Annotated in this window: 18 protein-coding genes and 2 pseudogenes; 7 read left to right on the forward strand and 13 right to left on the reverse strand. The window is 43.2% G+C overall.

Features of this window, described 5'->3' with window-relative positions; translation table 11 throughout:
• Positions 1 to 178: 178 nt before the first annotated feature.
• The gene (gene psaA, locus DP116_RS13355) at positions 179 to 2,437 is read right to left on the reverse strand and encodes a photosystem I core protein PsaA (protein WP_169155654.1); all 2,259 of its coding nucleotides are present in this window, start codon (positions 2,435 to 2,437) and stop codon (positions 179 to 181) included.
• 565 nt (positions 2,438 to 3,002) lie between these two features.
• On the opposite strand from psaA, the gene DP116_RS13360 reads away from it, so the two are divergent.
• Positions 3,003 to 4,571, forward strand: a complete 1,569-nt coding sequence (locus tag DP116_RS13360; RefSeq protein WP_169155655.1) for a hypothetical protein — start codon at positions 3,003 to 3,005, stop codon at positions 4,569 to 4,571.
• A 60-nt stretch (positions 4,572 to 4,631) separates the two neighbouring features.
• On the opposite strand, the gene DP116_RS13365 is transcribed toward DP116_RS13360, so the two are convergent.
• From DP116_RS13365 to ctpB, 8 genes are all read right to left on the reverse strand, one after another.
• The gene (locus DP116_RS13365; protein WP_169155656.1) at positions 4,632 to 5,546 is read right to left on the reverse strand and encodes a glutaminase; all 915 of its coding nucleotides are present in this window, start codon (positions 5,544 to 5,546) and stop codon (positions 4,632 to 4,634) included.
• 314 nt (positions 5,547 to 5,860) lie between these two features.
• Complete coding sequence (locus DP116_RS13370) at positions 5,861 to 6,601, reverse strand: class I SAM-dependent methyltransferase (RefSeq protein ID WP_169155657.1); 741 nt, start codon at positions 6,599 to 6,601, stop codon at positions 5,861 to 5,863.
• Positions 6,582 to 7,355: a polysaccharide deacetylase family protein gene (locus DP116_RS13375; RefSeq protein ID WP_169155658.1), complete on the reverse strand. Its 774-nt coding sequence runs from the start codon at positions 7,353 to 7,355 to the stop codon at positions 6,582 to 6,584. Before DP116_RS13375 ends, DP116_RS13370 begins: the two co-directional genes overlap by 20 nt.
• Positions 7,348 to 8,079, reverse strand: coding sequence for a glycosyltransferase (locus DP116_RS13380; RefSeq protein ID WP_169155659.1), 732 nt, complete (start codon positions 8,077 to 8,079; stop codon positions 7,348 to 7,350). Before DP116_RS13380 ends, DP116_RS13375 begins: the two co-directional genes overlap by 8 nt.
• A gap of 302 nt (positions 8,080 to 8,381) precedes the next feature.
• Positions 8,382 to 9,059 carry a methyltransferase domain-containing protein gene (locus DP116_RS13385; protein WP_169155660.1) on the reverse strand — a complete coding sequence of 226 codons (678 nt, stop codon included), beginning with the start codon at positions 9,057 to 9,059 and terminating at the stop codon, positions 8,382 to 8,384.
• A 29-nt stretch (positions 9,060 to 9,088) separates the two neighbouring features.
• Positions 9,089 to 10,336, reverse strand: a complete 1,248-nt coding sequence (locus tag DP116_RS13390) for a hypothetical protein (protein WP_169155661.1) — start codon at positions 10,334 to 10,336, stop codon at positions 9,089 to 9,091.
• A gap of 179 nt (positions 10,337 to 10,515) precedes the next feature.
• Complete coding sequence (locus DP116_RS13395; protein ID WP_500676656.1) at positions 10,516 to 11,499, reverse strand: glycosyltransferase family 2 protein; 984 nt, start codon at positions 11,497 to 11,499, stop codon at positions 10,516 to 10,518.
• A gap of 106 nt (positions 11,500 to 11,605) precedes the next feature.
• The gene (gene ctpB / locus DP116_RS13400) at positions 11,606 to 12,952 is read right to left on the reverse strand and encodes a carboxyl-terminal processing protease CtpB (protein WP_169155663.1); all 1,347 of its coding nucleotides are present in this window, start codon (positions 12,950 to 12,952) and stop codon (positions 11,606 to 11,608) included.
• Between the two features lie 495 nt (positions 12,953 to 13,447).
• Here ctpB and DP116_RS13405 point away from each other — a divergent pair, with 495 nt between their 5' ends.
• Together DP116_RS13405 and tam are read left to right on the forward strand one after the other, a co-directional pair.
• Positions 13,448 to 14,140 carry an ElyC/SanA/YdcF family protein gene (locus DP116_RS13405; RefSeq protein WP_169155664.1) on the forward strand — a complete coding sequence of 231 codons (693 nt, stop codon included), beginning with the start codon at positions 13,448 to 13,450 and terminating at the stop codon, positions 14,138 to 14,140.
• Positions 14,141 to 14,267: 127 nt separating this feature from the next.
• A complete protein-coding gene (gene tam / locus DP116_RS13410; RefSeq protein ID WP_169155665.1) occupies positions 14,268 to 15,038 on the forward strand; it encodes a trans-aconitate 2-methyltransferase in 771 nt (256 codons plus the stop codon).
• Here tam and DP116_RS13415 read toward each other — a convergent pair.
• Positions 14,997 to 15,563 carry a TetR/AcrR family transcriptional regulator gene (locus DP116_RS13415; RefSeq protein ID WP_246275617.1) on the reverse strand — a complete coding sequence of 189 codons (567 nt, stop codon included), beginning with the start codon at positions 15,561 to 15,563 and terminating at the stop codon, positions 14,997 to 14,999. The genes tam and DP116_RS13415 overlap by 42 nt on opposite strands.
• A gap of 31 nt (positions 15,564 to 15,594) precedes the next feature.
• On the opposite strand from DP116_RS13415, the pseudogene DP116_RS13420 reads away from it, so the two are divergent.
• The 4 genes and pseudogenes from DP116_RS13420 to DP116_RS13435 form a co-directional block, all read left to right on the forward strand.
• Positions 15,595 to 15,888, forward strand: a pseudogene (locus DP116_RS13420) (VOC family protein); the annotation flags it as partial.
• Between the two features lie 173 nt (positions 15,889 to 16,061).
• A complete protein-coding gene (locus tag DP116_RS13425) occupies positions 16,062 to 16,952 on the forward strand; it encodes an aldo/keto reductase (RefSeq protein ID WP_169155667.1) in 891 nt (296 codons plus the stop codon).
• A gap of 42 nt (positions 16,953 to 16,994) precedes the next feature.
• A complete protein-coding gene (locus DP116_RS13430; protein WP_169155668.1) occupies positions 16,995 to 17,267 on the forward strand; it encodes an AbrB/MazE/SpoVT family DNA-binding domain-containing protein in 273 nt (90 codons plus the stop codon).
• Positions 17,251 to 17,685 (forward strand): PIN domain-containing protein, encoded by a 435-nt coding sequence (locus DP116_RS13435; RefSeq protein WP_169155669.1) that lies wholly within the window; start codon positions 17,251 to 17,253, stop codon positions 17,683 to 17,685. Before DP116_RS13430 ends, DP116_RS13435 begins: the two co-directional genes overlap by 17 nt.
• Before the next feature lie 118 nt (positions 17,686 to 17,803).
• Here the strand turns inward: DP116_RS13435 and recJ are convergent, their stop codons facing one another.
• From recJ to DP116_RS13450, 3 genes and pseudogenes are all read right to left on the reverse strand, one after another.
• Entirely contained in the window at positions 17,804 to 20,128 is a 2,325-nt protein-coding gene (gene recJ, locus DP116_RS13440; protein ID WP_169155670.1) for a single-stranded-DNA-specific exonuclease RecJ, read from the reverse strand.
• 80 nt (positions 20,129 to 20,208) lie between these two features.
• Complete coding sequence (locus DP116_RS13445) at positions 20,209 to 20,847, reverse strand: GNAT family N-acetyltransferase (RefSeq protein WP_169155671.1); 639 nt, start codon at positions 20,845 to 20,847, stop codon at positions 20,209 to 20,211.
• 29 nt (positions 20,848 to 20,876) lie between these two features.
• Positions 20,877 to 21,231 (reverse strand): annotated as a pseudogene (locus tag DP116_RS13450) (hypothetical protein); the annotation flags it as partial.

The following is a 21,231-nucleotide window of genomic DNA, read 5'->3' on the forward strand; positions in this document are numbered from 1 at the left end:
CGTCGTCGGATCCTGTGCTAGATCCTGGCTAAATTTTGGAAATTTTGTTGCCATAGGTTTTGATAAGTCCTCTGACCTTCAGCCATCAGGTTCTTAGAGTTTTGAGTTGTGAGTTCTGAGTCCTGAGTTTTTATTCTGAACCCAAAACTCAAAACTCATCACTTGTAAGACCTGATTTTTAGCCCAGTGAAATGATTCGTGCGTGGAAGAATGCCCAGGTAGTAGCAATTCCTCCTAAGAGGTAGTGAGCCACACCAACAGCCCGACCTTGAATAATGCTAAGAGCGCGGGGCTGAATTGATGGTGCTACTTTCAGTTTATTATGTGCCCAAACAATCGACTCAATCAGTTCTTGCCAGTAGCCACGGCCACTGAACAGGAACATTAAGCTGAATGCCCAGACAAAGTGTGCGCCCAAGAACAGCAGACCATAAGCTGACAGCGCACTGCCGTAGGAGTTAATCACTTGTACAGCTTGTGCCCACAAGAAGTCACGCAACCAGCCGTTGATTGTGAGAGCGCTTTGGGCAAAGTTACCACCAGTGATATGAGACACAGTACCATCTGCGTCCACAGTTCCCCAGACATCAGATTGCATCTTCCAGCTGAAGTGGAAAATTGCAATAGAAATGGTGTTGTACATCCAGAACAAACCAAGGAATACGTGGTCCCATCCAGATACCTGACAGGTACCGCCACGACCAGGACCATCGCAGGGGAACCGGAAGCCCAAGTTCATCTTGTCTGGAATCAGACGAGAGCTACGGGCAAACAGGAATCCTTTCAACAGAATTAGTACTGTGACATGGATTTGGAAGGCGTGAATATGGTGGATCAAGAAGTCCGCCGTACCTAGTGCAATGGGCATCATTGCCACTTTGCCGCCTACAGCCAGAATACCGCCGCCAAAGGCGTAGCTAACAGGTTCTAGTGCATTGGGTGCTGTTGCACCAGGAGCTACCGTGTGCAGGTTTTGCACCCACTGAGCAAATACTGGCTGCAACTGAATTGCCGTATCCGAGAACATATCTTGGGGACGTCCCAAGGCACGCATTGTGTCGTTGTGTACGTACAGTCCAAAGCTATGGAAGCCCAGGAACATACATACCCAGTTCAGGTGAGAGATAATTGCATCTCTGTGACGAAGAACCCGCTCCAGCACGTTGTTCCGGTTTACCACTGGATCGTAATCCCGCACCATGAAGATTGTTGCGTGAGCCGCTCCACCAACAATCAGGAAGCCACCAATCCACATATGGTGAGTGAAGATGCAGAGTTGGGTAGCGTAATCTGTCGCCAAGTACGGATACGGAGGCATCGCGTACATATGGTGGGCGATGATGATAGTCAACGAACCCAAGAAAGCAAGGTTAGTTCCTAATTGAGCGTGCCAGGAAGTGGTCAAGTTTTCGTAGAGACCTTTGTGACCTTCACCTGTGAAAGGTCCTTTGTGGTTTTCTAGAATCTCTCTAATGCTGTGACCAATACCCCAGTTGGTACGGTACTGGTGACCAGCGATGATAAACAATACCGCGATCGCCAAGTGGTGATGGGCATTGTCTGTCAGCCACAACCCACCTGTGACTGGGTTAAGACCTCCCTTGAAGGTGAGGAAGTCTGAATAAACACCCCAGTTCAAAGTGAAGAAAGGCGCTAGACCGTTGGCAAAGCTGGGAAACAGCTCGATCAACAAGTCTTTGTTCAAAATGAACTCGTGGGGCAACGGTACATCTTTAATTGCCACTCCAGCATCCAGCAGCTTATTCGTTGGTGCAGATACGTGGATGATGTGTCCTGCCCAGCCCAATGAACCACAACCGAGCAATACTGCTAAATGGTGATTCAGCATGGACTCCACATTTTGGAACCATTCCAATTTGGGAGCGCGCTTATGGTAGTGGAACCAGCCGGCAAACAAGAACAAGCCTGCTAATACCAAACCGCCAATCGCAGTGACGTAAAGCTGGAATGAGTTCGTGATACCCCAACCACGCCATATTTGGAATAAGCCGGACGTGATTTGAATACCGTGAAAACCGCCACCGACATCTCCATTCAAAATGTCTTGACCAACGATTGGCCAAACAACTTGAGCGCTTGGCTTGATGTTGAGGGGGTCGCTCAGCCAAGCTTCATAGTTTGAAAAGCGAGCGCCGTGGAATATCATCCCGCTCAGCCAAATGGTCACTACGGCTAAGTGACCGAAGTGTGCTGCGAATATCTTGCGGGATATGTCTTCTAAATCGCTTGTATGTGTATCAAAGTCGTGGGCGAGCGCGTGTAGGTTCCAAATCCATGTTGTCGTTTTTGGACCTTTGGCTAGAACTCTGTCGAAATGTCCTGGTTTTGCCCATCGTTCAAATGAAGTGGGTACCGGATCGTTATCGACTATTACTCTTGCCTTTTTCTCCTCTCGCTCTGGAGGACTAATTGTCATTCGACCTCCTCTCTTTATCGGGATTGAGGAATCATTGAACACCACCTAGTATCTTTAGGGTTTGAGTTCACCTTAGTCGCCTCTTCCAGAAACAGATGACTGGAGCTGCGACGAAGACCTTTTTGTGGTGATTGGTTTCTGTTGAATTATAAAGGCTTATCTCGTACATAGTTAGAGATCTTTTAACAATAATTCAAAATCCTCGAATCTATTGCCTAATCTACTTTTTACAGGAAAACTACTTGGCAAAAAGTCAATAGTCTCTTCATTTATTTTACAAATGGTAATAATTTTTTCCAGAAATGCTCATACCACAAAAATTTATTTTTTCAGTATTTGCTAAGTTTACTTAATATCATTTCACATAATCAACGAAGACAACGCTTACTATAAAAAATTAAAATTTCATTAAAAAGATTTAAAACTTAATATGGAAAAAATCACATTACTGATTTCTGGACACAATGTCTACGAATAAATCTCCTTTTGGGCTATAGTGTCCAGTGGACAGTTTGAGCCAAAATTATTTAGTCAGTTGTAGTAGGAGTATCACTGGGTGAAAAGCATGAACTTGTGGCAAAAGACCGCAACTGCTATACTCAGATTGGTGATGGCATCGGTGCTGGTATTAAGTTTGACCAGTTGTGGAGAGAAAGCCGTTAGCCAAGAACCGTCTGGCAGCTTGCAACCAAAAGCTCAACTTTCAAAGCAAATCTCAGAAGTTTCCCCTCCAGCAACAATCCAAGAACTGCGCTCAGCCTTGGAAGTTTATCAGCCACAAGTAACAATAGTGACTCCTAAACAGGATGAAATCCTTGAAGACGACACAGTCACTGTTCGCTTTCAAGTTAAAGACTTACCGATATATAAAGACCCAAAACTAGAGCTTGGTCCTCATTTACAGGTCATTCTCGATAATCAACCATTAATAGCCGTATATAATCTGAATAATCCCCTGGTTTTGCCAGATTTGTCACCAGGTACCCATACCCTACGCGTCTTTGCCTCTCGTCCTTGGGACGAAAGCTTTAAAAATGAAGGTGCTTACGCTCAGACAACATTTCACGTCGTCACCAAAACTGACGACAACAACCCCGATCCAGCTAAGCCACTGTTAACATACAGTCATCCCAAAGGCAGCTATGGTGCAGAACCAATTCTACTCGACTTTTACCTTACTAACGCTCCATTGCATTTAGTTGCCACAGAAAACCCTGATGACGACATAGCAGATTGGCGCATTCGCTGCACAATTAATGATGAAAGTTTTGTTTTAGATCGCTGGCAAGCCGTTTACCTCAAAGGCTTTAAGCCAGGTAAAAATTGGGTAAAACTTGAGTTTCTCGATGAACAGGGAAACCCTGTAAAAAATGTCTTCAACACCACAGTGAGACTTATTACTTATGAACCCAATGGGAAAGACACTTTATCTAAGATTGTCAGAGGAGAACTGTCAGTAGATCAAGTTCGCAGCATTGTAGATCCGAATTATACTGCCAAAATTCCAACTGCTGAACCCGCACCCACCCCAACTTCAACGCCTAGTGTTGAAGAAACACCCCAAACACAACCCAAGCAAGAAACGCAACCCGTCCCTGAACCTACACCTACCCCAACCTTAACGCCCAGCGTTGAAAAAACACCCCAAACACAACTAAAGGAAGAAAAACAGCCTGTTCCTGAATCTGGATCAGTACCTCAAACACAGCCAGAAAAACCTAAATCAGGAGACTTTTTTAATCGGTTCGAGCGTCGGACAGATAAAATACCTACTCCAGAAGCAACAGTTGAACCAACTCCTGGCTTGTCTCCCACTTTCCCAGAGGTTATTGAGACACCCCAACCAGAACCTGAGTTAACGCCCGTACCAGAAAAAGTTACTCAAGACCCAGAAAAAAAATCGAGATTCAGTCGGTATTTCAATCGTCAGCCAGACAAAAAACCAACTCCAGAAGCACCAGTTGAAACAACACCTGGCTTACCTCCAACCTTACCGGAGATTATTGAGTCCCCTGCACCAGAATCAATGGTGCCGCAACCAGAAATCACAGCAGAACCTAAATCAGAGGTAACGCCGACACCCGAAAAGCAAACCGAGGAAATCCAAAAGGCACATTCAAACAGTGAACAGTGAACAGGGAAGAAAACGATAACTGATAACTGGTAACTGATAACTGATAAAAGTTTTGGGCTGCTAGCCAAATATACTCAACTGCAACCCTTGAGATAAAGCTTCAACAAAGGCGATCGCCCCTACAGAATTACCTGTACTATCCAAGGCAGGACTGTAGCAAGCAACAGCCCCTTCACCTGGTACTACCGCCAAGAGTGCGCCACTGATACCCGATTTCATTGGCAAACCAATCTGTAAAGCATACTGCGAAGAAGCTTTATACAACCCACAAGTTAACATCAGCGAGTTGACAATACGGCGATGCTGCGGTTTGATGAATTCACACTCACACGCCAAAAGCAAACCCAAACGGGCTAAATCTTCCACTTGACCAGATAGACAGCATATTTGTTCATAAGTGTCAAGAGCTATGTCTGGATTCTTTACAGACCCAGCTTTTGCAAGATATTGCGTAATGGCTTGATTAGCTTGGGAGTTACTTGAGCGGACAGAAGCGAGCATAACTTCATCCAACTTGAGGTGACAACCAGCAAGTTGGTTTAGCCAATTAGACAGCTGCTGAGTGCGAGCGATCGCATCTTTTCCTGGTAACTTATCGGCAACGGTAATTGCCCCACTATTAATCATAGGATTGCGCGGTCGTCCATGATCAGCGACCAGTTGCTCTAAAGAATTGAAGGGAGCATCCGATGGCTCGAACCCAAGCCACTGAAAAACTCTTTCTGCTCCTACAAGTTCAAGTAGATACAAAAGCGAAAACGGCTTAATCGCGCTCATGAGGGGGAAAATATAATCCGTATCGCCTTGGCTAAAAGTTCCCCCAGTTCCACAGCAGATGTAAACTGCAAATAAATCGGGATTAGCCAAAGCTAATTGGGAAATACGCTTAGCAACTTGTCCTTGATGTGTTAATAGTTTGGCTTGTTGCACCCAAGCTGATAACTGAGTAGTTGTTAGTGTTTTTAATCCAATCATTACTGCTACTGTCTTATGCAATTTATAAATACTGTAAAACAGTCAATTTTGAATTTTGCGGAAAGTTGCCAGGAGGGTTTCCCTCCGTAGCAAACTTTCCAAGACGAATTTTGAATTTTGAATTTTGAATTAAGCGAAGGGGGTGAGGGTGTAAGGGAAAAAGGTGTTTCTTTCATTCGTAGCGAGTGGTGCGTCTAGCAGCGTTGCTAGTGGTTTCTGGCGCTAGTTAAAGGCTTAGAATGCCCACATCATACTGCGATTGTTGGTAGTTAAGGTGCTGCTGAAAGCCCACGAATAGAATTTGGGGGGAATGGTTACTTTAGACATAGCTTTTTTGTTGTTGCTAACGCTATTAGTGAGATGCCAAGAGGGAAAGAGACTTTAGACTCAAATCCCAGTAAATTTTCTAAGATTTTTGTCTTTACTGACTCGCTCTCTAGTTCGCCTACTGGGTAAGGTTTGCGTAACCAGCGACTATAAAATAAGGCAACGGGAATAAGACTTGCTCCGAAATAACGGCATTTACTGACATTGAAGTAAACAGATAATTTCTTGATTAATTCTTTGCGATGATAGCGGCGATAATGAGCAAGCATTTCATCGTGATAACCAAAGAGCCATTGTAAAGCCGGTACAGAAATACCTATTAATCCATCTGGTTTGAGTATATCTGAAAACTTTTTTATCACTGCCTGGTCATCTTCAATATGTTCTAATACATCATTAGAAATGATAATATCGTATTTTTCTGGTGCTGTGTAGTCTTCAATAGTCGTGTGATAAAGGTTGAGATTTTTTATATTATTCTCTAGTTTTAACTTTTGTGAAAGCCTGATAGCTTCTGTGTCTACATCCAAAGCGTCTACTTGCCAAGTTGAGTTTTGCGATAGCAAGATGTTCATTTCTCCAGAACCACATCCCGCATTTAAAACTCGCATTTTTGGTGCTTGAGGTAACCAGTTCCTTAAAATTTTGTACTTGGTTAAAGAATAGCGATCGCTAGAACGAGATAAATAATCAGCAAGCTTGTAATTTCTATCTTCTGATGGTTTCATAAAACTCCGAAAAGTAAACAAATTCCCCTTGAGTTTGCAGCCATATTAAATATTTTTCCAAACGCTCAACCATTTCTTTACCGGAGTATTTAGTGATATAATTAGGTAGATGAAACTGGGTAATATCAGTAAATTCCCACGGATGAAAATAAAGGCTTATGTAATGGTCATTTTTCAGAGTCAGTCGAGAAGCTAATTTGATTAATGATAAGGGAAAATTTTTAAAACTCAACCAGAACAAGGGAAATCTGAGCAGCGGTGTCACTGAAACTGGAATATTAACTAAGTTGTTTGAGTAATAGGCTGTTCTAGGTTTGAAAAAGTTATTGTATCTTCCTGGGATGTAAGTAGGATTCATTGACGAGTTATATTTGTATCCTGCTTTTGCTATTTCTGTATCATCTACTTTTTTCAGTCTAGGCATCCTGAAACCAAGAACTTTCTGGCTGGTTATTTCTTCCAAGGTTTGCCGTGACTTTTTTAAATCTTCTAATCTAAAATTGCAATGGTCGAAACCATGAGAAGCAATTTCATGTTTTTGGGAAATTTCTTGGATGAGCGCTTTGTAATAGATAGCAAATCTGGCTGTGACAAAAAAAGTGGCTTTTATGTTCAATATTGTCAAAATTTGAATAATTTCTGTTAATCCTTTGTAAGAAACTTCAAATTTGACTCTTTCTTCAACTTTTTCACCGTATTCTTCTGGAAGATCAAATTCTTCTAAATCGAAGCTTAATAAAATCAGACTATTCATACTTTTTTAGGATCAAATCATAGTAGACTATTTGCAATAAATTAAATAGCATTTCTATTGAATGCTTGAATAAATTTACTTTTGATTTTTTCTGTAAATGTTTCTTAGATACGACAACTGGAATTTCGCCAATAGTATATCTTTTCTTTTTGGCTAAATATAGCAACTCTACATCAAAGGCAAATCCAGGGATGATTTGAGTTTTAAATAAATCTTTAGCTGCATATTTTTCAAATCCTTTGATTCCGGCTTGCATATCGGTAAATTTCAAATTTAAAAGACTTCTCGATATGAAATTAAATATTCGACCAGCCAGTCTTCTCAGAAATTTGAACCCGTTGTTTTTTTCTGCCGTGAGATTTCTACAGCCAATGACAATATCAAAATATGCTAGTTTTGCTACCATCAAATCAAGGTGGTCTAAAGAGTAAGCTAAATCTCCATCTAAAAAGCAAATATAATCGCCATCTGCATATAAAACTCCGGTTTTGACTGCATATCCTTTGCCACGATGAGCTTCATAAGAAAGTAATGAAATCTGCTTATTGTTCAATAGTTTGATTTGACTTTCTAAGATTTCTCTAGTTCCATCAGTTGAGCCATCGTCAACAAATATAAAATCGTACCAAGGTTTATTGACAGCGAATTTGAGAACGGAATAAAAGGTAGAAACGATACATTGTGCCTCGTTATAAACGGGCACAATTATGGAAATTGTGTTCATTATTCTCAAGCACTCCTCACATATTAAATACATCCAACTCAGCTGTCGGGCATTTAAATTACACTTTTTGTGCGTTGGATTCCTGACGCTAGGGCATTCTAGTGGGAAAAAAATCAACAGCTGACTAACGCATGGCCATATCTATGTATGGTTATGCGACTAGAGGATATATTTATTCCTACTCAGCATACCAAGGTTATTTCGATTAGTTAATAGGTTAAAAAATCAGATTTTGGAAAAAGTGTCGTGACGACTACAAAATACTCGTTTTTTGGATGTGCGACTCATAAAGAACTCAGAAATCAGGATTCATTCTGGCTTAAAGAATTCTTATTCGACTTACAACCAAGGAAAAGAATATCACTGTAAGGACGGCGTGAAGGCATAGGCACGACAGTTGGATCTAACCCAGCATTACGAATAGCTTGGATCGATTCTTCGCAGTCCATAAAAAATATACCAGCACCTTTGGTAGGACCAAGCTTAGTCATGAGCCATTCTTGGGCGTAGGTTATAGTATATTTCCACTGGGGGCGATGGCTTTGGGTTTTCCAAATCAGTACACCGTTTGGTTCCAAAGCACAAGCAATACTTGTCAGAATCGCACGTTGGATGTCAGGGGGAATCAGGTACATAACATCGGCAATAGTGACAGCGTGGAAGGAAGTACCTGGCAAAACAGCGGCGTCACCAACTTGAAATTGGATGTTACCTCTGTCGCCAACAGTACCTTGTGCAGCGGCAATTTTTTTCGCGTCAATGTCAATGCCAAGTACCTGTCGCTGGGGACTGGTGATGGCTAGTAAGTTACTCAGTAAACCGTGACCACAACCTATATCAAGAATTCTACCCTCCTTTGGTACGTAAGACTCTAACTGGTATAAATTGCTCAAAAGTAAGCGAGTGCGGACAAAAAGGCGATCGCTCAATGGCAGTGGATCATACAGTGCAACTAGTGTGCGGAAAATATTATCAGTCACGGCAAGATTCCTTGCTTGTAGTGATGTCGCTAATGCTTAATAAGTTCCATAAACCAACCTGGTGGATTAATAGGAATTGTCACCATTATTCCTGTTGGTGCTTCAACAAACTGCCTTGAATAGTTCTTGAAGTTTAAGTCAACAAATGTAGGATAACGCCAGTCTACTACAATACCAGCAAGCATAATCACCAGAGCAATTCTAGCGATTAACTGTAGCTGACGCGGTCTTGTTGCACCCAATAGCCAAGTTAATATTGTCACAAAAGCAAGCATAGGTATAAACCAGTACCGAACACCAGTTCCAGGACGCCACAGAAGCCACCACTGAGGTACAGTTTCGCTGACTACTGGAGACAAAAGCGACATACCAAAAACTCCAGCAGCAAAGATAGAGAAAAGTCGAAGTTCTAAAGGGGCTTTCAGAAGGCAGTAAACGAATGCGGCGCTTCCAGCGACAGCGATTAAAATCGCTATTATGCTATACCCAAAAGAAATAGAGCTGATCAATTTACTCCCTTTTTGTCCAATCAAAGCAGCTAAGAAGACTTGACTCGCAAGGATTTTGGCGAATAGGTTTGGTGTAGCCCCTAAAGGAGTATGAACACGGCTAGAATGTCCAGTTAGTAGAATAGCTATGCCCTGAACCACAGCACCTGCACTTAAACCTAAGAGTAAAATAAATGACCATCTCTTACGACGTAACCACCAAATGATTGCAGCAATGGGAGCGAGCAAAACCGAGAAAGGTCCACTTAATCCTGACAACAAGATGACTGCGAGGTCAAAAACTTTCCATACTAGAAGGCGGCTGGGTGTTGCTAACACGACCATGCAGGCTAGTATTGCTAAGTGCCAGTGTGAATTAGTGATGTTGGCATGAGTTTCAAAAGAGTTGGGTAAAGCTAAATACAGAAGTCCCAAAAACAACCTAGTCTGAAGGTTCGGTATTAACTGCGAGAAGCGCACCGAAGCGATAAGATTAACTGGCAGAATCTGAATAACAATTGCAGTTAGATTAAAGATGAAAGGTGCCCATACCAGTGGGAAAAATTGCACAAAAGCAGCCGTCAGCCTGGAAATAGTTTGGAAGTAGCCACCCTTAGGCAAAACCAGGGATTGGATCATCCCGAGGTTGTAAGCCTCAGCATACCAGCACTTGCCATCTTCAGCCCAAAATTGTGCATTGAAAAGTGCATCTGGTCTTCTGGAAACCAGAATTGCAAAAGCAGTTATAAAGATCAAAACTTGAAGACGCCAGCCAGCATGCAGCTTCATTTGTTGTTTATCGATTCGTTGTACTAGACTGTTCGAGATTTTACCATTTGGGTTAGGTATTATATAGCGGTTCTGGTGTTGCGTGCAATACACAACTGTAGAGACGTTACATGTAACGTTTCTACATGATTCGTGGTGGTGTATCTGATTCAAATGAGAACCGCGATATCTCCGATGCCTTACCACTGCTCAATTATCTTGGCATTCTCCGGCAACTTCGCTTCCCTTTGCCCAGCCGCACGTGCGCGAGCTGTGTACAATCCAATAGGAGTACTCACTAAATCTACAAGGCTGGCTTTTCCTGCTAAAGCTTTCACACTGTCTTTTGGTAGTTCTTTCAACAACCAGCGTCCCAAACGATAGAAGCATTCGCTGAGTGTGATATCCCGCATTAAATCCACGCCGTGAAGTTCATGCAAATAGCGATTTGAGCGTCCATAGCGCCGCCATTGACTTTCTAGTTCCTTAAGTGTGGCGCGGTGGCGGTGCTTGACAACTGCATTGGGGGCAAATTCCAAACGTCCAATTTTTTGTTGCAAAATTCGCCAACACATATCAGCATCACCACCACTGGTTAGGTAAGGACGAAACAAACCTACTTGTTCCAAAGCTTGGCGTCGAATTGCTAAATTTGCTGTTTGACCGTAGGGACAGAAGGGATGAGCAAGAGTGTGCTTTTGTGAGAGGGTTTCTTGGCGCTCTGCGTGCTGTTCTAGCAGGGTTTTTCCTGGTAGCGCCAAAATCTCACCAGCGACAAGGACAATATCTTGGTTGACAAAAGGAGCAATTAATGAATCTAACCATTCTGGTTCTGGACGACAATCTGCATCGGTAAAAGCAAGTATCTCACCAGTTGCGGCACGAATGCCAGCGTTACGGGCGGCATAGGAACTTTGGATCTGGTTCTCGCTTTTAGGACGAATTGTGATTTGGCTATTTTCGCTTGCTTGTTGGAGTAAGGCAAAAGTGCGATCGCCACTGTTATTATCTACCAGCAAATACTCTACCTGGTGTTTTGGGTAAGTTTGAGCCGATAGACAACACAGCAACTCTGGTAAATCTGCCTCACCGTTATAAACAGGTATAACCACCGATACCTTTGGCAAGAAGGTATTAGTGGTTCTTTCAACTGGTTCATGATTCATAGTTTTGAGATTTTGGATTAAGAATTGAGGACTGTGGGTTATTTTATTAACAGCTAAGCACTCACTACTACTTACCAACTAGTCCTTTATCCAATATTTCCAATCCAAAATCACCGAAGTTTAGCTAAAGTTTTAGATCTACCGCGCTATTACTCATTGGTTGTTGCTGCAACGGTCGATTTTGTTGTGTAGGTTGAGCAAAGTTGTTACTAGATAGAGCTGCTAGCGCACGCGCGTATTGGGGGTCACTCTTAGTTCCGATCAAATTTGGATTTGCTGCGAGTTGACGCTGTTGTGCCTCTGTCAGGTCTAACTTGATATCTGGCGCAATCCCCTTGTGGTTGATATCTGTGCCCTTGGGAGTGTAATAATGAGCTATGGTAATAGCTACGCCAGAACCATCTGCAAGTTCATGAACCGACTGTACTAAGGCTTTGCCAAAGGTTTGACCGCCAACAACTACCGCTCGGTTATTATCCTTGAGTGCGCCTGTGAGGATTTCGCTAGCACTGGCTGAATTGCCATCCACTAGTATCGCCAGAGGGCGTTTTGTGATAGCAGTACGATTTGCTTTCATTTCGTCACTACCTCCCACACGGTCTACAGTCTTGACGATCGCCCCATTATCCATCCACATCCGGGCAATTTCGATACTCGCCTGCAACAAACCGCCTGGGTTTGCACGTAGATCCAATACAAAGGCATCGACTTGCTTGCCATTTAAATCGCGGATGGCTCGTCGCATCTGAGTTGAAGCATGGGCACTGAACTCGCGCAGGCGGATATAGCCAATGCGGCGATCGCCTTCTTGCTTTAAGGTGTAACGCACTGTCGGCACTTCAATACTTGCCCGTGTCAAATTCACATTAAAAGCATTTTGCCCATCTCTTCCTAGCCGCAAAGTCAACTTAGTCCCTGCTTTCCCGCGAATCAGCTTTGAGGCATCTTCTACTTTCATTTGGCTTGTGGGTTTGCCGTCAATTGCCACAATCCAGTCCCCAGCTTTAATACCCGCTTTCAGTGCAGGGGAATTTTCTATGGCTTCGATAACGGTGAGCCTTTTGGTTTGCTCGTTCAATTCCATCCGAATGCCAATTCCAGAGACTTCCCCAGATGTTTGGTTGGTTAAAGCTTCATACTGTTTGGGATCCATAAATCGAGTGTAAGGATCACCCAACTTTTCTAATGCTTGACGGACGGCAGTGTATGCATCCTCACGGTTCGTATAGTCTTTGCTCAGCAGACTCTGTCTCACTGCTACCCAATTTTGTTTATTAAATGAGCCATCAACATATTCGCGATTTACTAATTGCCAGACGTTATCGACTACTGCTTTTGGGCTATCTTGCAGAGCTGCACGCACAGAACGACACCAAACTGGGCCAAAAGCGGATAACGTAGCGGTTGAGGCGATTGCTCCGCTAATAAAAGCTACTTGGAGCGGCGAGTAACGTTTCGCAGATCGATTCATGTATCTTGACTAGAATAATTGTATTGTTGACAGTGTAGCAATCTGACTTTGCAGGAATTTATAAGTTTTTCTTCCTAATTATGCTTTGTTCATCACTTTTCCTTGATGTTTTTTGAGAAAACTGCATATTGTTCAAACAGCTTCTTTACTTTAGCTTACTTCTCCCGCTAGCTAAGTGCCACCATATGATAGTTTCATCAGCAGTGCTATCCAATCCGGCAAAATTGCTTAAAATAGGACTTATAGCAAAGGGAACAGGGAACAGGGAACAGGGAACAGGGAACAGGGAACAGGGAACAGGGAACAGTGAACAGGGAACAGTGAACAGTGAAGATAAACTCTACGTAGCTGAGCAAAAATTTTTGGAGGAGTTTTATAGTACACCCCATCATTCATAGAGTTAACCCTTCTTATGAAAATGTGTACTTCGCTGCTTCAACTGGTATTGCTGATTATACAAAAAAGCTTGTATTGAGTACCGAGCACAAACCTAAAGTGACAAACAACCGACCTAATTCAGTGTCAGAGCGATTCCACAGAAGGCGGCAATTTTTACAAAAACTCGCTTTGGGGTTGTGTCTCGTATTGCTTAGCTGGGTTATTTTTAATACTCTAACCATTATTTCTGCATCTTCCAAACAAATAGATGCCTTTTTTATACTCGGTGGCAGTATTCGTCGGGAAATTTATGTCGCCGAGTTAGCACAACAATATCCGCAAACCCCGATCTTAATTTCTCGGGGATCTCCGGATCCGTGCATTTTGCTGGTTTTTCAACGCCTAGCGCCCCAGAGAATGCAAAACGTTTGGTTGGAAAAGTGTGCGGATTCTACCTTTGGTAATTTTTACTATTCCATTCCCATCCTGCGCCGTTGGGGAGTCCACAAGGTGAAGCTGATTAGTTCTCAAACACACTTCCCGCGTGCAAAATGGATGGCACAAATTCTTTTTGGTGTTCATGGTATTTGGGTAGAAACAGACATTGTTCCAGAGCAAGGTGTGCCAGGTAATCGAGAATCTTGGTCGAAAACAGGACTAGATGTGACGCGTAGCTTGTTATGGGCGGGGTTAAGTCGGATAATTCAGCCGAAATGCGTTTATGTTATGAGATTAACAGAGGTGAATATGGATTTTTGGCAGCGTCAGCGTTTTAGATGTGAACGTCAGCAGGATTTCAACCTGCGTTAGCATAAATTGAGGTAATTGATCATTGACTAACTTTTCAACAGATGCTCCTGAACGTCTTCTAGAATTGAAGTGGCATCTTGGAAAAATCAATGCTAGAGGTGCAAAAAGAAACTTCTAAGGGATACAGATGCTAACTTGGGACGCTAACCTTTACTTGCAATTTGCCAATGAACGCACGCAGCCGTCATTAGATTTGGTTGCACGCATAGCCGTTTCTCATCCTCAACGGATTATCGATTTGGGATGCGGACCAGGGAACAGCACCCAAATACTTCGCCGACACTGGTCAAAAGCGGACATCATCGGACTTGATAACTCACCAGAGATGATTGCCGCTGCATCGAAAGCTTATCCAGAAGGAAAATGGGTTTTGGCAGATGTTGCCACTTGGACGGCTGACGCTCGATTTGACATTGTTTTTTCTAATGCTACGTTACACTGGGTGCCAAATCACGCCGCGCTGTTTCCACACCTTTTGGAACAGGTTGCTCCTCATGGAGTTTTAGCGGTGCAGATGCCCGTGCATTTTCAGTCACCCGTTCATCAACTCATGTATGAAATTGCGGATGATCCGGCATGGCGACAAAAGATGCACAGAGCAAAAAACGCATTGGTGAATGAAAAGCCGTCTTTCTATTACGACGTGCTGCAACCTAAGGTCTCACGAATCGACATCTGGGAAACAGAATATAACCACATCATGGACAGTCCAGATTCAATTGTGCAATGGATAAGTGGTACTGGTCTGCGTCCCTTTCTTGAAGCGTTGGAATTGGAGGAGCAAAAGCTTCAATTTCAAGAAATGCTACGTGCTGGTGTGACGCGAGCGTATCCTCGACAAAAGGATGGTCGCATATTATTTCCTTTTCGTCGGCTCTTCATTGTTGCTTATCGCTAAACGATCATTCAGTCCTGACATGACTACATCAATTAACTGATCAACAAAATCTTCAGTTAACGGTGCGTGTTTCAACAGCAGGCGATAAAACAGGGGGCTGTAAAGCGCGTCAATGACTGCTTCCATATCAACATCAGAGCGTAGTTCCCCGCGTTCTATACCTTTTTTAATGACCTGACTACAATCAAATCGACGTGGTGATAACCAATTAGCTCGAAACGCCTCAATCATTTCCGGATCGGTTTGTCCTCCACCAATCAGCGTTGCAATAACTTGTCCTCGTGGACTGTTTATTACTTTGACTAACTTGTGCATTTGCTGTAGTATATCCTCCTTTACCGAACCCGTATCAGGAAAAGAGAGTTCTGGGTTAGTTGCAGCCAAGAAAGCATCAATAATAAGACGCGCCTTGGTTGACCACCGTCGATAAATGGTTGGTTTACCAACACCTGCGCGCGCTGCAACTCCTTCAATCGTCAACTGAGCATACCCGACTTCCATCAACAGTTCATAAGCAGCGTGCAAAATATTTTGATGTGCTTCATTAGCTTATCTCAATGTGAGTGGATTTCGGATTGAGATAGTTGGCAGTAGCCAGTCACGTTCTGGAATGCCTAATCCGTCAAATTTTGAAGAAGCTCTACGCACAACAGGTATCGGTCATTTTTGTTTTCGTGTTGATGATGTAGATACAGCTCTTACTGAATTAAATCAACGCGGTGTACAGACATTTGTTGAAGCCGCAGATTATCCAAACGTAGGTGTCAGAGTTGGTTTTATTAAAGACAACAACGGAAATGTTATCGAGTTTTCAGGACCCTTGAAATTGATTGAATCAAAAACGTACTAGCGCCATTGTGCCTATATTTGATTAACCAAAGGAATTACAAAGATGATTAAAAATCTCTTCCATTCCACTTCATTGGTAACTTTAGCGCTGCTGGTCTTTCGTCAAGTTCTATTCAGAATTTCAAAACACCTAAAACAGGTCAAATTCATCAACACAAATAGGGGTAAAAGATTATGACGGACAATACTGTAAAAATTGATCCTACTTTTTCAGTGTCTTTTCAAATTGCAGGTGACTTAAACGTTAATCGTCTCGGTTACGGTGCGATGCGACTAACAGGACAGCCTGGAAATTTTGGTCCCTATTCGGATTGGGAAGGCGGTCAGAAACTCCTGCGTCGTGCAGTGGAACTAGGTATTAATTTTATCGATACAGCCGAAGCTTACGGACCAGGTTTTAATGAAGAATTAATTGCTTCTGCACTGCATCCCTACCCAGAAGGTGTAGTCATTGCAACTAAAGGTGGTATTAACAAACCTGCACCAGATGACATTCGCGCCGACGGAAGACCAGAAAATTTGCGGTGGGGTTGTGAAGCAAGCTTGCAAAGACTGCGAGTAGACCAAATAGACCTGTATCAACTACATCGTCCTGATCCAAAAGTTCCATTTGCTGAGTCGGTAGGGATGCTAGCGACTTTGAAGTCAGAAGGTAAAATTCGTCATGTAGGACTATCCAATGTCACGATCGCGCAAATTGAACAAGCGCGGCGGATAGTTCCTATTGCTTCTGTGCAAAATCGCTTTAGTATCACAGAACGTGATGGCGAAGATGTACTAGATTACTGCACCAAACACGCGATCGCATTTATCCCCTACGGTTCACTTGGCGCACATCCCCTCAAACAAGGCGCACCTTTAGCAAATGCACAAGGGATTTTGGCTTCAATTGCTAATCGTCACGGTGTGAAACCTAACCAAATTGCTTTGGCATGGTTGCTACATCGTGCGCCCAATATCATTTTAATTCCAGGAACGACAACAATTGCTCACGTTGAAGAAAATATTGCGGCAGCTTCAATCAAGTTGAATACAGATGAAATTGAAACTTTGAATCAGATGTAATACTCGTTACGATAGACTTAGGATATCTTCAAATAGCTGTGTATGGAAATAGTCAGACTTGATAACTTTGGTCGCGTTCTTATTCCTAAGAACGTACGAGAACAACTGGGACTGACAAACGCAACTCAGTTTAGCTTGAGTATTCAGGATGATAAGCTTGTTTTGTCACCTTTGACTCAACCGTCTAATGTTTATCATTTAGGTTCAACATTGGTTGTTGAGTCACAACCGATAGGAAATCTGGAAACTGCAATTGATGAACTGCGGGAAGAGCAAATTAGGGAATTGATTTGCAGTAGTGAAAACCCTGTTTGATACCTCGGTATTGATAGCAGCTTTTGAAGTTAGTCATCCCCGACACTCAGTTTGTCTTCCGTGGCTGCAACAAGCGCAAACACAGCTTCTGCAAGGATTTATTGCAACTCATACTCTTGCAGAACTCTATTCAGTTCTGACGCGCCTTCCTGTCAAACCCTCTATCTCTCCTTACTTAGCTCAACAACTAATAGTAGAAAACTTGAAGAACTTTGAGGTCATTTCTCTCGACACCCATGACTATCAGATGGTAATTGCCCAAATGGTAAATCTTAATCTAACAGGTGGCGGAACTTATGATGCACTCATTGCTCAAGCTGCTATCAAAGCTAGAGTAGATATCTTGCTCACTCTCAATCCTAATCATTTTACTCGCTTAGGGGAAGAAATAGCGCAGCTCGTGCAAACACCACTGTGAGATTTTTTGAGCTTAAGCAACTACTTATCTCAGACGGTAGACTGAGAATTTGTAACTACTCCAAGACTGTTTGAGATGCGATCTGCGCTTAGCGCAGCAGCGTTTGCGCAGCGCCCCCTTAGGGGCTAGCTATCGCCTCAATTGTCGATAACGGAACTTCAGCAAAATACTTACGCTGAAATTGTTCTTCTCGGACAGCGGCTAAAAATTTTTCCACAGCAGCTTCTGCTAAAGTTGGTTCAATGGTAGAGTGCTGAGTGAAAACCAACATACGGTCTTGACGTGAGATTTGGAAACCCAAGTATCTCAAACCTCTTAACCCTAAAAGTAAAGTTTGGTCATTGATACCAAGTTTTTCCAATAACTGAATACGGGTGACAGGTTGATTTGTACGACTGAGATATTTGGCAATTCCCACAAGAGTAAGCCAGATTTGCTCAGGTGGTTTGGGGTCAGGTTTTAACCAAGCCAGTGCTAGGGGTTGTTGGTTGTGAAGCGATCGCCTCAAATACACACGTAAATCATCCCAACTTGTCGGACACTCTTTGAGGAGAAAAGGAGGAGTCGGGAGTCGGGAGTCGGGAGTTGGGATATTCCGCCAGTCTATAATAAGTGTTTGAGATGACGATGCTAGTGCTGAGTTCGTCCGGGAACGTACAGCTATAAGTCGGATTTCGTAGCGTTTTTTAAAGGTGTTGTAGTCCAATTCAGCAATGCAGTCACACCTTCCTGGAGGTAATTCATCTTTGTAGTGTCCCCACCAAACGCCAGGAAAAGGATTTCTTGTCGAGTCATCCCGAATATCAAACTCCGCTTTTATGTACTGTACCTTTTTCCCTTGCGAATCTTGCTGATTGCGATGCCAAGCATTTTCAAACCAGCAGTTTTGAATCAAAAGTTTGGGAACTGGGTTTCCCATTCCACAAGGTTCTAGTAGCTTCAGTTCCAAAAATAAATCTTTCCCCAAATCTGCTACCGTTACAGTTAAGTCAGCTTGTACAGTTGGTGTTAGGTTTGCTCCTCCCAAGGATTGACGCAACTTCTGGTTAATCGCCTGTGTAAATAAAGGTATATTCTCTACTGGAAGACTTAACCCCGCTGCATAAGGATGTCCACCAAATCGATGCAACAAATGTGCTTGGTCTTTCACTAATTGATATAAATCAACCGAATTAATCGAACGCGCCGAACCCCGCGCTAGAAGAGGAGGAGAAAGATTGCTCTCCTGCTCCTCTGCTACTTCCGTACTTAAAAGAATCGTCGGGCGTCCTGTGTCCTGTGCGACTTGTCCTGCGACTAATCCCAAAACGCCGACAGCCCATTGGGGGTCTTCCAAAACAATAACGCTGGTAGTTGATAAGTCCATTTTGGAAAGCTTTTGCGCGACTTGCCCAGCAACATCTTTCTGCAAAGACTTGCGACGAGTGTTTGCTAATTCTGTGATTTCTGCGAGTTCATGGACACGCTTTTGGTCGCGACTTGTGAGTAATTCCACGCAAAAAGAGGCATCGCCTTGAATGCGACTGACGGCGTTAATGCGGGGACCTAAACCAAAGGAGATATCTGTGGGGCGATCGCCACTTTTCTGGCATAATTCCAACAATCGCCCGACTCCCGGACGCCGTCTCAACTCTGGTGTTTTCTTAAAATCCTCTTGCAATCGCCCAATTCCCAACTGTGCTAAGTAGCGACAATCTCCACTCAACTGCACCAAATCAGCAATGAGTCCAACCGCGACTAAATCCAACAAATCCTCTAGCGGTTGTTGCGGGATATTTGGTAAGGTTTGATAAAAAGCTTCCACCAACTTGTAAGCCACCGCCACTCCAGAAAGATGAAACAGCTGATGTGTTTCGCTCAAATAACGAGGGTTAATAATTGCCGTTACAGCGGGACGTTCCGGTGGTAAAGTGTGGTGGTCTGTCACTATAACATCTATACCTAACTGCTTAGCATAAATAATTTCACTAATATTTGTACTGCCAGTATCACAAGTCACAATCAACTGAAAGCCCTGTTTTGCAAGCTTATCAATTCCTTGACAATTCAAGCCATGAGATTCGGTTAAGCGATTAGGAATGTAATAAACAAGCTGCGTATTTTGAGCGAAAAATTGTCCCAAACCATCCCACAATACAGCAGTAGACGTAATACCATCAGCGTCAAAATCTCCCCAAATCGCAACTTTTTCCCCAGCATCTCGTGCTTGTTGCAACCGTTCCACCGCCAGATGCATTTCTTGCCCAAACTCAAATGGACTCGCGGCTTGATAAGCTTGTGAGTTGACAAAAGCGTCTAATTGTGGTTTTTCTCTGATTCCTCGTTGCCATAACAACTGCGCTGCAAAATGCCCACCCGATGCAGGTGTATATTGCTTCACCGCTTGGATAAACGATTCTGGCGGTTGTTCAGTTGTAGCAAGAATCCACTGTTGTTCTGGCATTTGAATTTTCCCCGCCTTGAAAAACGGGGATTATAGACTATTGTTGCTTTGTGCGGATCAAAGCCACACACTGATAACTGTTAAACCGGCGCTTCCTGGTCCGAGATCTGAGGTTCACTCACCAAAGTATTCAATACGACTTCACTTGCAACACCATCAGACTTACGAGGACGCATAGTAGGACGAGAACGTCTGTAACCTGCCCTTTCAGCTTTCTGGTGTTCGTAATCAATTAGTCTGCCATAGTAATCATGCTTGCTTAAATTCATCGACAAGAAAACATGCTGGCGAACATTCCCAAAACCCTTACGGTTGAAAAACTTCACAGCGGGACTATTTGCCGGATCAGTGTCTACCAACATGAACCGTGCTCCATCTTCAATCATACGTGCTATGACCCTATCAACGAGCTTGTCTCCTACGCCGCGACGCTGAAATTTAGGACTCACTCCTAACCACAGAATGTATCCATAAGTCCAACTTGCTTTGGTAATAATAGTTCCTAAAATGAATCCTGCTAATTGTTCATCAACTTCTGCAACCAGACAGTATTCTGGATCAGTGTTATAAAGTCCTATAACTTCCCACTCATCCCAGCAACGATATAAGTAGGGATATGAATCGCTGGTAAATAACTGTTCACCCAAGTGATAAACAGGGGCTATGTCATCTATTCGTATTTCGCGGACATAAACCGCATCATTTTCATCAAAATGCATAAAATAATAATCAAAAAGTTATCTGTCACTTACAGACTGACTTCTTGAATGCTAGCTATATTCAGTAGGTTCGTCTCTACTATTGTAGAATTTGTAGAAGATATCTGCCCAGGAGTGGCGAGTGAGTTAATGTCTTGGGCACGGCTTTGCCGATTGCAGCGCGTTGTATACTGACAGTAGTCACAGGCTTTGCTACCTTCTGGTTCTTGCGGAAATAGTTCTCCGTGGTAGTAATGTTCTATCCAATAGGTTAAGCGACTTAAAACCTGGTTAAGTTTTTTTGCTGTTTGTTGGTGTCGCGTCGTGTTGTAACTAAATTTAACACTTTGCGGTGAGGGGGTCGCAGTCTTGGCGGTTCCCGTCGATTGCGTTCGCGCAGCGTCT

It is taken from the genome of Brasilonema bromeliae SPC951, from assembly GCF_012912135.1.
GTDB classification, from domain to species: Bacteria; Cyanobacteriota; Cyanobacteriia; order Cyanobacteriales; family Nostocaceae; genus Brasilonema; species Brasilonema bromeliae.

What these genes read in the sequence shown, in the direction of transcription:
- psaA (WP_169155654.1), bottom strand. Translation starts at nt 2,437, where the DNA reads ATGACAATTAGTCCTCCAGAGCGAGAGGAGAAAAAGGCAAGAGTAATA.
- DP116_RS13365 (WP_169155656.1), bottom strand. Translation starts at nt 5,546, where the DNA reads ATGATTGGATTAAAAACACTAACAACTACTCAGTTATCAGCTTGGGTG.
- ctpB (WP_169155663.1), bottom strand. Translation starts at nt 12,952, where the DNA reads ATGAATCGATCTGCGAAACGTTACTCGCCGCTCCAAGTAGCTTTTATT.
- DP116_RS13370 (WP_169155657.1), bottom strand. Translation starts at nt 6,601, where the DNA reads ATGAAACCATCAGAAGATAGAAATTACAAGCTTGCTGATTATTTATCT.
- DP116_RS13430 (WP_169155668.1), top strand. Translation starts at nt 16,995, where the DNA reads ATGGAAATAGTCAGACTTGATAACTTTGGTCGCGTTCTTATTCCTAAG.
- DP116_RS13445 (WP_169155671.1), bottom strand. Translation starts at nt 20,847, where the DNA reads ATGCATTTTGATGAAAATGATGCGGTTTATGTCCGCGAAATACGAATA.
- DP116_RS13360 (WP_169155655.1), top strand. Translation starts at nt 3,003, where the DNA reads ATGAACTTGTGGCAAAAGACCGCAACTGCTATACTCAGATTGGTGATG.
- DP116_RS13425 (WP_169155667.1), top strand. Translation starts at nt 16,062, where the DNA reads ATGACGGACAATACTGTAAAAATTGATCCTACTTTTTCAGTGTCTTTT.
- recJ (WP_169155670.1), bottom strand. Translation starts at nt 20,128, where the DNA reads ATGCCAGAACAACAGTGGATTCTTGCTACAACTGAACAACCGCCAGAA.
- DP116_RS13390 (WP_169155661.1), bottom strand. Translation starts at nt 10,336, where the DNA reads ATGAAGCTGCATGCTGGCTGGCGTCTTCAAGTTTTGATCTTTATAACT.
- DP116_RS13375 (WP_169155658.1), bottom strand. Translation starts at nt 7,355, where the DNA reads ATGAATAGTCTGATTTTATTAAGCTTCGATTTAGAAGAATTTGATCTT.
- DP116_RS13380 (WP_169155659.1), bottom strand. Translation starts at nt 8,079, where the DNA reads ATGAACACAATTTCCATAATTGTGCCCGTTTATAACGAGGCACAATGT.
- tam (WP_169155665.1), top strand. Translation starts at nt 14,268, where the DNA reads ATGCTAACTTGGGACGCTAACCTTTACTTGCAATTTGCCAATGAACGC.